General features: G+C 63.4%; 14 protein-coding genes and 2 pseudogenes. 6 read left to right on the forward strand and 10 right to left on the reverse strand.

The genetic code is table 11. From position 1 onward, the window contains the following. The first annotated feature begins 42 nt into the window (after positions 1–42). Positions 43–309 carry a hypothetical protein gene (locus P9228_RS15995; RefSeq protein ID WP_278054295.1) on the forward strand — a complete coding sequence of 89 codons (267 nt, stop codon included), beginning with the start codon at positions 43–45 and terminating at the stop codon, positions 307–309. A 68-nt stretch (positions 310–377) separates the two neighbouring features. Here P9228_RS15995 and P9228_RS16000 read toward each other — a convergent pair whose 3' ends face one another. The 4 genes from P9228_RS16000 to P9228_RS16015 all read right to left on the reverse strand — a co-directional run bounded on the left by P9228_RS16000 (position 378) and on the right by P9228_RS16015 (position 4,138). Continuing rightward, on the reverse strand, positions 378–905 hold the full coding sequence (locus tag P9228_RS16000) for a hypothetical protein (protein ID WP_278054939.1): 528 nt from the start codon (positions 903–905) through the stop codon (positions 378–380). Positions 906–1,031: 126 nt separating this feature from the next. Further along, positions 1,032–2,111 carry a TIGR01620 family protein gene (locus P9228_RS16005; protein ID WP_095825310.1) on the reverse strand — a complete coding sequence of 360 codons (1,080 nt, stop codon included), beginning with the start codon at positions 2,109–2,111 and terminating at the stop codon, positions 1,032–1,034. After that, positions 2,108–3,571, reverse strand: coding sequence for a YcjX family protein (locus tag P9228_RS16010; protein ID WP_278054297.1), 1,464 nt, complete (start codon positions 3,569–3,571; stop codon positions 2,108–2,110). The genes P9228_RS16005 and P9228_RS16010 overlap by 4 nt, the downstream gene beginning before the upstream one ends. Before the next feature lie 63 nt (positions 3,572–3,634). Further along, positions 3,635–4,138, reverse strand: a complete 504-nt coding sequence (locus P9228_RS16015) for a histidine phosphatase family protein (protein ID WP_127241220.1) — start codon at positions 4,136–4,138, stop codon at positions 3,635–3,637. 255 nt (positions 4,139–4,393) lie between these two features. Between P9228_RS16015 and dksA the strand changes: the two genes are divergently transcribed. Next, on the forward strand, positions 4,394–4,810 hold the full coding sequence (dksA, locus tag P9228_RS16020) for an RNA polymerase-binding protein DksA (protein WP_040972254.1): 417 nt from the start codon (positions 4,394–4,396) through the stop codon (positions 4,808–4,810). Positions 4,811–4,894: 84 nt separating this feature from the next. Here the strand turns inward: dksA and P9228_RS16025 are convergent, their stop codons facing one another. After that, positions 4,895–5,605: a flagellar biosynthetic protein FliO gene (locus tag P9228_RS16025; RefSeq protein ID WP_067319739.1), complete on the reverse strand. Its 711-nt coding sequence runs from the start codon at positions 5,603–5,605 to the stop codon at positions 4,895–4,897. A 208-nt stretch (positions 5,606–5,813) separates the two neighbouring features. Between P9228_RS16025 and P9228_RS16030 the strand changes: the two genes are divergently transcribed. Beyond that, a complete protein-coding gene (locus P9228_RS16030; RefSeq protein WP_278054086.1) occupies positions 5,814–8,390 on the forward strand; it encodes a PAS domain-containing sensor histidine kinase in 2,577 nt (858 codons plus the stop codon). Between the two features lie 176 nt (positions 8,391–8,566). Next, positions 8,567–9,274, forward strand: a complete 708-nt coding sequence (locus P9228_RS16035; RefSeq protein WP_095800801.1) for a purine-nucleoside phosphorylase — start codon at positions 8,567–8,569, stop codon at positions 9,272–9,274. 96 nt (positions 9,275–9,370) lie between these two features. Here the strand turns inward: P9228_RS16035 and P9228_RS16040 are convergent, their stop codons facing one another. Then, the gene (locus tag P9228_RS16040) at positions 9,371–9,763 is read right to left on the reverse strand and encodes a hypothetical protein (RefSeq protein WP_095800800.1); all 393 of its coding nucleotides are present in this window, start codon (positions 9,761–9,763) and stop codon (positions 9,371–9,373) included. A gap of 264 nt (positions 9,764–10,027) precedes the next feature. Between P9228_RS16040 and P9228_RS30990 the strand changes: the two are divergent. After that, positions 10,028–10,361, forward strand: a pseudogene (locus tag P9228_RS30990) (ATP-binding cassette domain-containing protein); the annotation flags it as partial. Between the two features lie 354 nt (positions 10,362–10,715). Then, positions 10,716–10,892 (forward strand): hypothetical protein, encoded by a 177-nt coding sequence (locus P9228_RS16050; protein WP_082953673.1) that lies wholly within the window; start codon positions 10,716–10,718, stop codon positions 10,890–10,892. 150 nt (positions 10,893–11,042) lie between these two features. Here P9228_RS16050 and P9228_RS16055 read toward each other — a convergent pair. The 4 genes and pseudogenes from P9228_RS16055 to P9228_RS16070 form a co-directional block, all read right to left on the reverse strand. Then, positions 11,043–11,228: pseudogene (locus P9228_RS16055) on the reverse strand (GGDEF domain-containing protein); the annotation flags it as partial. An 87-nt stretch (positions 11,229–11,315) separates the two neighbouring features. Beyond that, positions 11,316–11,570, reverse strand: a complete 255-nt coding sequence (locus tag P9228_RS16060; protein ID WP_066992433.1) for a hypothetical protein — start codon at positions 11,568–11,570, stop codon at positions 11,316–11,318. Between the two features lie 207 nt (positions 11,571–11,777). Further along, positions 11,778–12,581 (reverse strand): DUF72 domain-containing protein, encoded by an 804-nt coding sequence (locus P9228_RS16065; protein WP_095825315.1) that lies wholly within the window; start codon positions 12,579–12,581, stop codon positions 11,778–11,780. A 30-nt stretch (positions 12,582–12,611) separates the two neighbouring features. Further along, a complete protein-coding gene (locus P9228_RS16070) occupies positions 12,612–13,076 on the reverse strand; it encodes a GNAT family N-acetyltransferase (protein ID WP_095825316.1) in 465 nt (154 codons plus the stop codon). Positions 13,077–13,106 lie beyond the last annotated feature (30 nt).

Below are 13,106 nucleotides of genomic sequence, written 5' to 3' on the forward strand. Positions count from 1 at the left end.
AGCGGCGATGGGCCGCTGCCTTGTTTTGAGGAGATGACTGACATGAAGAAGTTTTTGCTCGTTGCCGTTGGCGTTGCGGCGCTGGCCGTTTCGGCCTGTTCGAAGGGACCGGAGTGCACACAGGAGATCGCCGCCAAGAAGGCGCAGGACATGGCTGCCGCGCTTCAGGAAGCAATCACCAAGGATCCGAGCAAGGCGGCTGATCTGACGGCCAAGGCGCAGGCCGTGACGACGAAATATCAGAATGCCACGACGCTGGACGAAGCCTGCAAGGCATATGACGAAGTGACTGCCGCCATCAAGGGTTGAGCCAAGTCAAAACGAAAGAAGGCGGTGGCCATTGGCTGCCGCCTTTTGTCTTCCTCGATCGCCTTTGCTCAGTTCTTCGCGATCGAGCCGACTTCGACCGTGTCGACCCGCTTTAGGCTCATGCCGATGACCGGCACCAGCTGCTTGTCGACGCGCACGGCGACCGTCACGGTCATCGAATTGTCGTCGGGAACGCGCGCCTGCATGACGCCGTTCAACTGATTGCGGTTAATGGTGAAGACGACCTTTTGGGGATCGACGACATTGCCGCCGACAATGTCCATGCCGTTGCCGGTCGAGCCGCCCATGAAAGTGCCTTTGTAACCATCCCGGCCCCGGCGTTCGACCGTCGCCGACATCTTCTGGGTGAAGACGCCGACCCGGCAGTCGCCGTCTAGCGTCATGCCGACCTTGCCGTCCGGCCTGGAACCGTTGAAATTGCAGGTGAATTTCGTGCCCTTGTATTTGCCGGCGATGATTTCGCCAGGCCCGACCCATTTGCCTTCGACCGAGCGGAAAAACTGCTTGTCAGCCTCTGCTCCAAAGGCCCTTTCGACGAGGCCGAGCGGTACGGCGGCCGCAACCGTTGCGGTCATGACGCAGGACAAGATTACGCTTCTCATTGACAACACCCGGCACGAACGAGTCTGCTGTTGGAACCAGAGTGACCATGAAGAAGATTGGTTAATGCTTCGTCACTGGCGACCGTTTCTGCATTTACCTTACTGCTCGCTTCGGCCATCCTTTCGCGTCGCGAACGAGGTCAATGCCGAGAGGAAATCGCCTAGCCCCGGTCGCTTTACCGCAATGAACGGCAGCGGGCGCGTCGTTTCCATCGCCGCGATGCCGATGCGCGCCGTCATCATGCCGTTGACGACGCCTTCACCAAGCTTTGCCGAGAGCTTCGCGGCAAGGCCGTGGCCGACGATCTGCTGCACGAAACTGTCGCCGACGGCGATCGAGCCGGTCACCGCGAGATGGGCAAGCACACCGCGCGCCAGGCGGAAGAAGCCCAGCGTGCCGGGACGGCCGCCATAAAGTTCCGACAGGCGCCGGATCAACCTGCCGGCTTCGAACACGACATAGGCGACGTCGACCAACGCGCGCGGGCTGACCGCCGTCACTAGCGAGACGCGCTTCGCGGCCTCCAGGATCATCATCTTGGCGCGGGCATCGAGCGGCGACAGAATCTCGGTCTCGGCGAGCCGCACCAGATTGGCGCCATCGATGATCTCGCCTCGCAATTCGGCGAGCGAGCGGCGGCCGGCCGCGGTCTCCGGTTTTGCCGCGACGAAGGCGGAAAGCTCGTCGACCAGAGCGCGCGCGGCCTTGGGGTCGTCGCGCGCCACCGCATCCACGGCCCGTCGCTGTAGTTTCTCGACCTCAGCGAGGCGTGCGATGGCGAGGAACTCGCGGATCAGGACGATCAGCAGCGACAAAAGCGCGATGGCCGCCATGCCGGCCGCCAGCCAGCCCAGCCATTCGGCGCGCGCGAAAAGATCACGGATGAGCTGATCCGTCCACAGGCCCACCGCGAGCGAGACAAGCACGCCGAAAGCTCCGAAAAACAGGCGTGCCAGCAGCGAGCGCCTCCTTGGAGCGGTCGCCGGTGGCGGCGGGGCCTGCTCGATATCCGGCTGGTCGAAAACGTCGATCTCCGAGGGAATGACCACGGCGACATCGGCCCTGGCGGCGCGTGGCCTGCGCACGGGCTGTTCGGCGCCACGCTTCTGCGGCGCCTCGTGCCTTGGCGCGGGCTCGGGCTCGATGCGGAAGGCCGCCGGTTTGCGGGGCGGATTCATGGCAAACGATCTCCGATCAGGAACTGAAGCGCGCGGTCGAGGCGAATATGCGGCAAAGACAGCGTGACGCCTTCGGCCGTCCGCTCGAGCTTCGGCGGACGAAAGCGCACGAAACGGATCGCATTGTTTTCCGCCTGCTGCCCGGAAACGTCGAACACGGGATCGACCTTTTCCGGCAAGTCACCGGGAAATATGGCTGTTTCGGCTTTGCCGTCGAATGTCTCGCCGTTGATCTTCTCGCCTTTCAAGGGCGTGCCGATGATCACCGGCAATGTCTCGCGGCCTTGCTTCACGGTGCCCTCGCGGGTCGAGCGCACCGCCGCCATGGCGACCACATCGACATCGGCGCCGCTGAGATTGGCCCGCGCCACCGCCCGGTCGGCCAGGCGGCGCACGATCGCCTGCAGCCGGTCATGGCTTTCGTGGTGCAACTGGTCGGCTTTGGTCGCCGCCACCAGGATGCGGTCGATGCGCCTCGAAAACAGGTCGGTGACGAAATTGCCCCGCCCGGGTCGGAAGCAGGAGAGGATTTCGGTGACGGCCCGTTCGAGGTCGGCCATGGCGGCCGGGCCGGCGTTGAGCGCCTGCATGGCGTCTATCAGCACGATCTGGCGGTCGAGACGGGTGATATGCTCGCGAAAGAACGGTTTTACGACATGGGTCTTGTAGGCTTCGTAGCGGCGCTCCATCATCGCCTGCAGCGATCCGGGGCGGCGCCGTTCCGACAATTTCATCAGCGGCGCGAAGGTCAGCGCCGGCGAGCCTTCGAGATCGCCCGGCATCAGGAAACGACCCGGCGGCAGCGTCGACAGCGCACGTTCGTCGAGCTTGCAGGCCGTGAGATAGGCGGCGAAGCTTTCGGCGAGACGGCGCGCCGTCATCTCGTCCGCGTCGGCGTCCGGATCGACCGAGGAGGCCAGCTCCTGCCACGCCTGTGACAGGTCGGAGCGGACCGGCAGGGCGGCCAGCTCCACCGCCTCGCGCGAAAAATCGGCGAAAGATTTACCGAGCAGCGGCAGGTCAAGCAGCCATTCGCCGGGATAATCGACGATGTCGATCGACAGCTTTCCGGCCGAAAACAGCCGGTTCCAGCCGGAGGCCGACTCGTATTCGATGGTCAGCCTCAGCTCTGAAATGGCGCGCGTCGAATCCGGCCAGACACGGTCGTCGACCAGGGCCGCGACATGGTCCTCGTACTGGAAGCGCGGGACGGCGTCGTCCGGCTGCTCCTCGAGCAAGGCGCGGGCGATGCGGCCCGATTTTTGCGCTTCGAACAGCGGCAGCCGCCCGCCATGGATAAGGTTATGGACGAGAGCGGAAATGAACACCGTCTTGCCGGCGCGGGAGAGGCCGGTGACGCCCAGTCGCAGGGATGGGGAGAAGAGCCCGGCGGCCCGGCCCGACAACGTGTCGAGCGCAATCCTCGCCTCGTCGGTGAAAGTGGTCAGCGATGATGCCAAATCTGCCTCTGGGTCGCCCGTCAGGGCCCGATATAGGCCTTGGGCAAGGCGTTTGAAATGGTGTCAGAGATCGGCGGGACTGAGAAAGGCCTCGAGATAACCACGGCCTTGGCCTGCTTCACCGAGATTGCCGGGAAAACGCACGACGGCAAGTCCGGAAGTGGGAAAGCCGTGGTTGAGCATGCCTCGCGCGGTCTCATCGCCGTCGCCCGACACCGCCATGGCTAGGTCCTCGGTCATCGGATTGTGGCCGATCACCAGCAATGAGCCGGCCCCGCTGTTCTTACGAATGATTTCGAGATAACCGGCGGCATTCTCGCTGTAGAGTGTGTCGAAGAACAGCACCCGGCCGGTGTCGGTGCGGCCCGCAAGGCCTTCCAGGGTCTGCCGTGCTCGCTTGGCGTTGGAGCAGAGAGTGACATCCGGCACGTAGTCGCGGGCCCGCATGGCGTCACCCATCGCCTCAGCGTCGGCCATGCCCGATTCGTCGAGCGGACGATCGAAGTCACGAACACCGGGCAGCGCCCATCCGGCTTTGGCATGCCTCAACAGATAAAGTCTGCTCAACCGGCTCCCCCTTTATGTTGAATACGCTGAGCGTTTTGGCGATTAGTCACCAGAACGGTGTCGTGCACAATGGCATAGGACGCGCAACCGCGCCGAATCGCTGATGATTTCGATCCCGACCGTTGAGAAATGGCCGCCGCGAATGCCTGCTGCTGCGAAGACTAACAAATGCGTGAAACTGTTATTGTTTCCGCTTGTGCAGCCCCTTGTCCGCGAATATATAGGCGCCAAATTTGGGGTTGTTGGGTGAGTCGAATGAACGACATCGTTACCGCCGATTACGTACCCTCCGAAGACGAGCCGTTCATGAACGAACGGCAGAAATCATACTTCCGCCAGAAGCTTATCACATGGAAGAATGACATCCTTCGCGAAGCGCGTGAAACACTCGAAATCCTCCAGCAAGAAAACGCCAACCATCCCGACCTAGCCGACCGCGCCTCTTCCGAAACCGACCGAGCCATCGAACTGCGCGCCCGCGATCGCCAGCGCAAGCTGATCTCGAAAATCGACTCCGCGCTGCAGCGGATCGACGAAGGCACCTATGGCTATTGCGAGGAAACCGGCGAGCCGATCGCGCTGAAGCGGCTCGACGCCCGCCCGATCGCGACGCTGTCGATCGAGGCGCAGGAGCGCCACGAACGCCGCGAGAAGGTCTACCGCGACGACTGACGCGGGTTGGGACAGACGCAGGTTTTGCGAAAATGGCCGGATCTTTCCGGCCCTTTTCTTTTTTGAGCGGCAATCCTTTGGGGGTCAGCGTTTGTGGCTGGCCAGCTCGCCGAGAAGCTTGGTCATCTCGTCATCGAGCGAGGGCTTCGCCGCCGGCTTGCTTGCCGGTTTGGAATGGGACTCCTCCAACGATGCCTCGAGCTCGTGCATCAGTGTGTCGTCGATCGAGTCGTTGGAGGGCTGCGGCGGGGCCTGCCGGCCAGTGCCATTCGTCCCATACGCAGGGAGCGGCATGACTTTCGCGGCCGGGGGAGGCGGTACCGGCGGCTTTGCCGGAGGGGGCGCCGCGCGCGGGCGCGACACGGGCTCGCTCACGGGAGCCGGCGCCGGTGCGGTCGGCTGCCTGGCCGGGGCGGGTGCGGGCTGAGGCGCCCGCGGGCGCGGCGCGGCGGCCTGCTGCTGGCCGCTGTCTCCGGTCAGCGCCGGACGGCGAGGTGCTGCCAGCCTTATGTCGCGTTCGACCACGACATCAGTCGGGCCGCCGATCAGGATGAGGTGTTCGATATCGTCGCGCCGCACCAGCACCAGCCGGCGGTGGCTGTCGACAGCGGTGGCGTCCATGACGGCGAGCCGTGTCTTGCGATTCCGGCCTCCGGCAACGAAGGTGCCGAAAGTCAGGTTGCGGACTACCTTGATGACGAGCAGGACCACGACCAGCAGAACAAGGGCCGCGAACGTCCATAGAATTGCAGCGACGTAACCCGGCCCCGCTACGCTATCCAGCCACTGCAGCATCGGTGCACCCAATCGCCTTTGAAGTGACGCGACACTAGACCTTAGGGACTAGCCTCCGCAAGGCGACATCACCCATCGTGAACAGTTTGAAACATGAATCGCTGATTTTATCGGACATTTGCCGTCCGGGCCTTTTCCGCTACAGGAGAATGTGATTCAACCGGCCTTTCGCGGGTGTCGGGGCATCGGAATCACGAGCAGGGGGCACATGGCCAAGGAAACGCGCGGCGATTTCTATCCGGTACCGATCGTCGACCAAAACACGCGTCCGGGCGCCATCGCCAGGCTCATTATCTTCATCGTCGTTTTGACCGGCGCGGCGGTCGTTTTCGGGTTGTTCCGCGAGCGCCTCGGCGATCCGTTCCTGCTCGGCATGCTTGGCGTGCTCGCCATGATCGGCGTCGGCTTTCTGTTCGCGACGGCGATCGGCTTCGTGCAGATCGCCCCGCGTTCAACCGGCGACGAGCTGTCCAAAGCGTTCGTCGATTCAATGTCGCAAGGCCTCCTGGTCACCGACACCAAGGGTCGCGTAATCTACGCCAACCGGGCCTATGCCGAGATGACGGGGGCCGCTTCGGCGGCGGACCTCAAGACGGTCGAGGGGCTGCTTTCGGACGTCCCCGAGGCCTCGATGACCATCTACCGGCTGGCGTCCGGCCTGCGCGACGGCCAGGCGGGCGACGGTGAATTCCGCCTGGCGCAGTCGATCAAGCCTGGGGCCGAGCCGGGCGCGCGCTGGTACCGCGTCCGCGCGCGCGCCTTCAACGTGCCGGGCCAGCGGCTGCCGCTGCTTGCCTGGCAGATCGCAGACATTTCGCAGGAGCGGGCGGAACAGGAGCGTTTCTTCCTCGACCTGCAAAAGGCGATAGACCATCTCGACCACGCGCCCGCAGGCTTCTTCTCGGCCGACCAGGAAGGCCGCGTCACCTATATCAATGCGACGCTTGCCGAATGGCTGGGCATCGACCTTGCCAGCTTCACCCCGGGCGCGGTCACGCTGCCGGAGATCGTTGCCGGCGACGGCATGGCGCTCGTCCGCTCGGTCAAGGCTGATCCCGGCGCCACGCGCAACGCCGTCATCGACCTTGATCTGACGACAATGAGCGGCCAGGCACTGCCCGTCCGCTTCATGCACCGCGTTTCGGCGAGCCGCGAAGGAGTGAACGGGCCGACGCGCACCATCGTGCTCAACCGCACCCAGGGTGAGGACGCGTCCGCCGACCTGCGCGCCTCGGAGGTGCGCTTCACGCGTTTCTTCAACTCGACGCCGATGGCGATAGCCGGCGTCGATGCCGGCGGGCGCATCCTGCGCACCAATGCGCCGTTCCTGTCGCTGTTTTCGTCCGTCGTCGACCGGGACGCTGTCGACCGGCGTGTGCGTTTTGAGAGCGTGGTGCATGAACGCGACCGGCCGGCCTTCGCCGCCGCCTTCGAGAAGGCGCGGCAGCGGCAGGCCAATATCGAGCCGATCGACTCGTTGCTGCCTGGGCATGAGGAGCGCCACATCCGCTTCTACGTGAATGCCGTCGCCGACGGCGCCGGTAGCGAGGGTGCGGAGGAATCGGCCATCGTCTACGCCGTCGAGACTACCGAGCAGAAGGCGCTCGAGGGCCAGATGGCGCAGAGCCAGAAGATGCAGGCGGTCGGCCAGCTTGCCGGCGGCATCGCGCACGACTTCAACAACGTGCTCACCGCCATCATCATGGCGTCGGACCTCCTGCTCACCAACCACCGGCCGTCGGACCCGTCCTTCCCCGACATCATGAACATCAAGCAGAACGCCAACCGGGCGGCGTCGCTTGTTAGGCAGTTGCTGGCCTTCTCGCGCAAGCAGACCCTGCGGCCGGAAGTTCTCAACCTGACCGATGTGCTTGCCGATCTGCGCATGCTGCTTGCCCGCCTGGTGGGCAACGATATCAGGCTGAAGATCGATCACGGGCGCGATCTGTGGCCGGTCAAGGTCGACATCGGCCAATTCGAGCAGGTGGTAGTCAATCTCGCCGTCAACGCGCGCGATGCGATGCCCACCGGCGGCGATCTTACCGTGCGCACCCGCAACGTCATGGCCGAGGAGTGCAAATCCTTCCCGTATCGCGAGCTTATCCCGGCCGATTATGTGCTGGTCGAGGTCGAGGACACGGGCAGCGGCATCGCGCCGGAGGTGCTGAAGAAGATATTCGAGCCGTTCTTCACCACAAAGGAGGTCGGCAAGGGAACGGGCCTTGGCCTCTCGATGGTCTATGGCATCATCAAGCAGACCGGCGGCTTCATCTACTGCGATTCCGAGGTTGGCAAAGGCACGGTGTTCCGCATCTTCCTGCCGCGCCACGTGACGGAGGTGAAGAAGGCGAGCGAGCCTGCCGACACTGCGGCGGCAGCTCCAGCCAAGCCGGCCGACACGCTGAAGGACCTCTCAGGTTCGGCGACCGTGCTTCTGGTCGAGGACGAGGACGCCGTTCGCATGGGCGGCGTGAGGGCGCTGACCTCGCGCGGCTATACCGTGCACGAGGCTTCCTCCGGCGTCGAGGCGCTGGAGGTCTTCGAGGCGCTCGGCGGCAAGGTCGACATCGTGGTGTCCGATGTGGTGATGCCGGAAATGGACGGGCCGACGCTGCTCGGCGAGCTGCGCAAGCGCCAGCCGGACATAAAATTCGTCTTCGTTTCCGGCTATGCCGAGGACGCCTTTGCCAAAAACCTGCCGGCCGATGCGCATTTCGGCTTCCTGCCCAAACCCTTCTCGCTCAAGCAACTGGCGACGATCGTCAAAGACGTGCTGGAATCTTAAAGCGCATCGCTGAAGCAGATCCGGCGACGCGCTTTAGTTCTTTGTTTGACGCAGGTCATTCTCCCCAAAGCGCTGCGCCCTTTTAGGCGACATGTCTTAAACAGCTATCGCTTGCACATTGCAGCGAGCCTGCCATGATGGCGATCGGATGGGTCCTGTCATGGGGGTGATAGCGCGTGACGCCGCACATCGAGGCGGGCAGGGGAGATTATGCCGAAACGGTGCTGCTGCCGGGCGACCCCGAGCGCGCGCAGTGGATGGCGCAAACTTTTCTGGAGGCGCCGCGCTGCATCAATCTCCGTCGGGGCGCCCTCGGCTTCACCGGCCGTTTCCGCGGTAAGCCGGTCAGCATCCAGGCAACCGGCATCGGCGTCTCTTCTTTCCTGATCTATGCCCATGAGTTGCTGGACTATCATGGCGTGAAGACGCTGATCCGCACAGGAACATGCGGCGCATTGTCGGATGACGTTCCGCTGCGGGGCTTGGTCGTTTCAAGCGCCGTGCGCGCCGAGGGCCCGATCAGCGGGCAGGTGTTCGGACTTTACCAGCCGGCCGGCCCCGATGAGGCGCTCCATGCGCTGGCGCTGCAGCGGGCCGCCGATCTCGGCATTGCCTGCAGCGCCGGCCTGACCGTCTGCAGCGACATCTTCCATCATCCCGATGGCCGCGCCCGCTTCGACGAGCCCAGGGCGCTCGGCGCGCTGGCGGTCGACATGGAAACCAGCGCGCTCTACCGCATCTCGGCGCAGTTCGGCGCGCGCGCCCTATCGCTGCTGACCGTGGTCGACCACGTCGCCGCCGACGAGCAGACCGACTATTCCGAACGCCAGGCGCTGTTCACCGACATGACCCGCCTGGCACTGGAAGTCGCGGTCACTGCTTAGGCGGTTTCCGCTTCAACTGCCCCTCGGCTGTCGGCCGGCGACCCGCAGATAAAGCGGCAGGTTGTGCGCAGCATCGAAGCGAAGTTCCTTGTTCGATCAATGTTTGGTGCAGGTGGAGGCGGTAAAGGCGCCGTCCTGCTGCTTCATGATGATGTCGAAGGAGGGAGCGCCTGGATCGTCGAGCGTCGCCTGCGTCAGCGAGATCGAGTTGCCGCCGCTCGTATAGCCGCCGAGCGGGCCGAGCCAGCTGATCTCGCCATTGGCGTCCATCTGGTAGTTGTAGGTTCCCGACGTGCCGAAGGTCACTGGACCGCTATAGACATTGCCCTTGATGGTGATGTCGCCGAGATTGATGAAGAGGCCGAGCAGATAGACCTCGCAATGATAGACGCCGTCCGGAAGCTTGCCTTCGGCGAAGTCCGCGCGGGTCTTGCCCACGGCCGACGCAAGAAGCAGCAAGCTCAGAAGAATGCGAATCGGGAAGGCCATGCGGTCGCTCATTTCGGCGGCGACCTTGCCCCATTTTGCCGCTGCCCCGCAACTGGCCGGCGAGTGCCGGTACAGAGACGAGATTAAGCATTGGGCAATTTTATAATTTGGGCAAAATCTAGGCAGAGCTGCGCAACGTTTTCTCAAACCCAAGGTGCTTGATCGGCGTCGTTTTATTCGATTGGCAGGCAGTAAGTCTTTGTATTTAATGACTATTTTTCCTGACCCGCGCATGCGTCCCGTTTGGCACGTCGCTTGCAACCAAGTTTGATGAGATCGATCGTCGGCCATCACCGGTTGACGAGCGGAAGGGTTGCCTTCGAGGGGAAGGCGCTCGACCGGAGCGCGGCGTATGACCGCGCCCGGTCGGGCATCGCATCGTGCCGCAGGGCAGGGAGATTTCTCCGCTGCTCACGGTGCGCGAAAATCTGAAGGCCGGCTTCGCGCCGCTTCGGCGCGGCGACCGCAACATTCCTTCGCATGTCTTCGAGGTGTTTGCGGTGCTGAGGCAGATGCCTTCGCGGCACGGGCGGCGACTTGTGCGGTGACCAGCGGCAGCTCGCCACTCGGGCGGGCGCTGGTGATGCGGCCGAAGCTGCGCACGCCGTCGCCGGTCTCGCGATGCAGAATAGATTCCTCGTGCGGACGCCTAGATCATTGCGGATTATGCACCATTAATGACGCTTCCAAGTAACGGAATGGATCCTTGGGTCTTCGCTCCGGTTCGCGTCGTTACGCGGAAGGATGACGAAGTGTTCGACGGCTCTGGTGTGGCCAATAGCGCATGCTAGTCTTTGCATGGCCTTGGTGAGTCGGGCTCTTTCCGTATCAGTCGAGATGAAGGGGGATGGCGCGGGCTCCGCCCGCAAGGTCCGCGCAAGCAAGCTCGCCTAGCTTTCCCCGCAGTGATTGTCGGTCGATGCGTCCAACAAAAGCTTGCCAGGGGAAGGCGATGGAACGTTTTGTCGAGGACTATCAGAAGCGGCGGCTGACCGAGCGCGTCGATATCATGACGGCGATCAACATCCTGATGTCGCAGGGCTACGACGAGGATGATCTGCTCGGCGAAATAACCAAGGTTTTTTACGTCGACCTCGACGCCTATAACGAAGTAATCGGGCACCATTGACGGCCTGAGCCGCAAGACTTTAACCGTTCCGGACGGAAACCGCACTTTTCCTGAGATTGCCCTGAGGTTCCAAGCGCAGCGGCGGGTGTCGAGCACGCGGTTGCGGCCGTCGCGCTTGGTCGCGAAAAGCGCCGTGTCGACCGCGCTGAGCACCTTGTCGAAGCTCATGCGTTTCCCGCTGCCGAAGGTGAAGCCGGCACTCACCGTGCATCTCATCCGACCCGTGTCGGTTTCGAAGGTTCGGACCGCGAACGCGGTTCTGATCCGTTCGGCCGCCGCCTCGACCATCTCCGGCAAGGTGCGCTTCAGCACCAGCGCGAACTCCTCGCCGCCCATGCGGCGGCCACATCGTTCGGGCGAAGATTCCTGACAACTCTTCTGCGACGCCCTTCACAGCGGTGAAGACTCCGACATTCCGTAAGGTCAGAGGACGAACACCGACAACAGCAGTATGATGCCGACTGCCATCATCACCAGACCTGGCCAATTCTGAGACAGGCCGAGGAAACGGAGTCCGCGTCGCCGCGGCTCCAGTGTGGGGCCTGGTGTTGCCAGGTTCGGCGCCGGACGGTCCGGCGCTGTAGATGCCGGGTCACTCAGGCGTCCGCGCCTCAAAGTGGCGCCTGCCATGTAGACGACGCCTGCGATGGTAAGCAACGCACCGAGGATGACGGCCATCTTCCCTCGCTCCTTTCCGACGCTGCGGGATGTGGCGAGCGTTTCGCGAGGTCGCCGTACCGATCTTTCGGCGAGATAACCCTCCGCCGACCTCGCGATCGGCTGGGACAGAACGGTCAACATGGCCGGCAGGTTCCGACAAGCCAACTGCCGACGGCGTGCCGCGCCGGGCAAACTTCCGGCGTTCCAACAAAGAGCCGCGCCAGTTTAGGCCGCCACCCGCTTCATCAGCGCCATGGCACCGAAGGGCGCACGCACCTTGCCCTCGCTTATGAAATAGGCGAACACGTCGCGCGGCTTAACCGGCGCGTCGGTCTTGGGATCGGCGCGCGGCAGGTCGGCCGGCTGCCCGCCTTCCGCCCAGGTCTTGACGCGGCCCGCCCATTCGTCGAGCCCTTTCGGCGTGTAGCAATCGGGATTGTCGTCGCTGCCGGTTTGCAGGCGGGCATAGACAAAATCGCCGGTGACGTCGGCGATCGCCGGATATTTGGCGTGGTCGGCATAGACGATGGCGGCATTGTATTTGCGCGCCAGAGCCGGAAATTCCGGCACGATGAAGGTGTCATGCCGCACTTCGAGCGCATGGCGCAGCGGCACGCCGTCCTGTTTCTCGGGCAGCAGCTTCAGGAAGGCCTCGAGATCGTCGGCATCGAATTTCTTCGTCGGCGCGAACTGCCACAGGATCGGTCCCAGCTTGTCGCCGAGCGCGACAATGCCCGAGCCGAGGAAGCGCATTATCGATTCCCCGGCCTCGCCAAGCACGCGGCGGTTGGTGACGAAGCGGTTGCCCTTGAGCGAAAAGACGAAGCCCTCCGGCGTGTCGTTCGCCCACTTGACGAAGGTCGGCTCCTTGAAGCTGGAATAATAGGTGCCGTTGACCTCGATGCTCGGCACCTGGCGGCTGGCAAAGTGCAACTGCTTGGCCTTGGCGAGCTTGTCCGGATAGAAGGAGGTGTCCCAGGGCTCGAAGGTCCAGCCGCCCATGCCGGAGCGGATCTTTCCTTGGATCATCGTCTTCCTCCTCCGAGTTTTGAGTACGGCTCAGGCTGCTTTGTCGACCGGCTTGGCCATGTCGACCAATATCCATCCTGGCCGGTATGGGTTGGCGCGGCGACCCGTCTCCCGATAGCCGTAAGCCGAATAGAGCGCGATGTTCCGCTCCATGCGCGAATTGGTGTAGAGCCGCACCTCCGGCACGCTCCATGACCGCGCCTGCTCGTCGGCGAAGTCGAGCAGCCTGATGCCGAGCTTCCTGCCCTGGAAGGCCGGCGAAACGGCAACGCTGAAGATCATGGCATGATGGTCGTGCCGCTCGAGGACAAGCAGCCCGGCCAGATCGGAACCATCCTCCAGCAGCCAGACCTCGCCGCGCGCAATGCGGGGTGCATAGTCCTCGGTCACCGGGATCGGCGGCGCGCCGAACAGGGCGGTATAGGGGGCGTAGGCGTCCGTGGTTATCGCGACGACAGCTTGGAGATCACCTGCAAGCGCTTGCCTGATCTTCATTTGAGACTGTTCCAAACGCTTGCCGACCCA

The organism is Mesorhizobium sp. WSM4898 (genome assembly GCF_029625845.1).
Classification (GTDB): Bacteria; Pseudomonadota; Alphaproteobacteria; order Rhizobiales; family Rhizobiaceae; genus Mesorhizobium.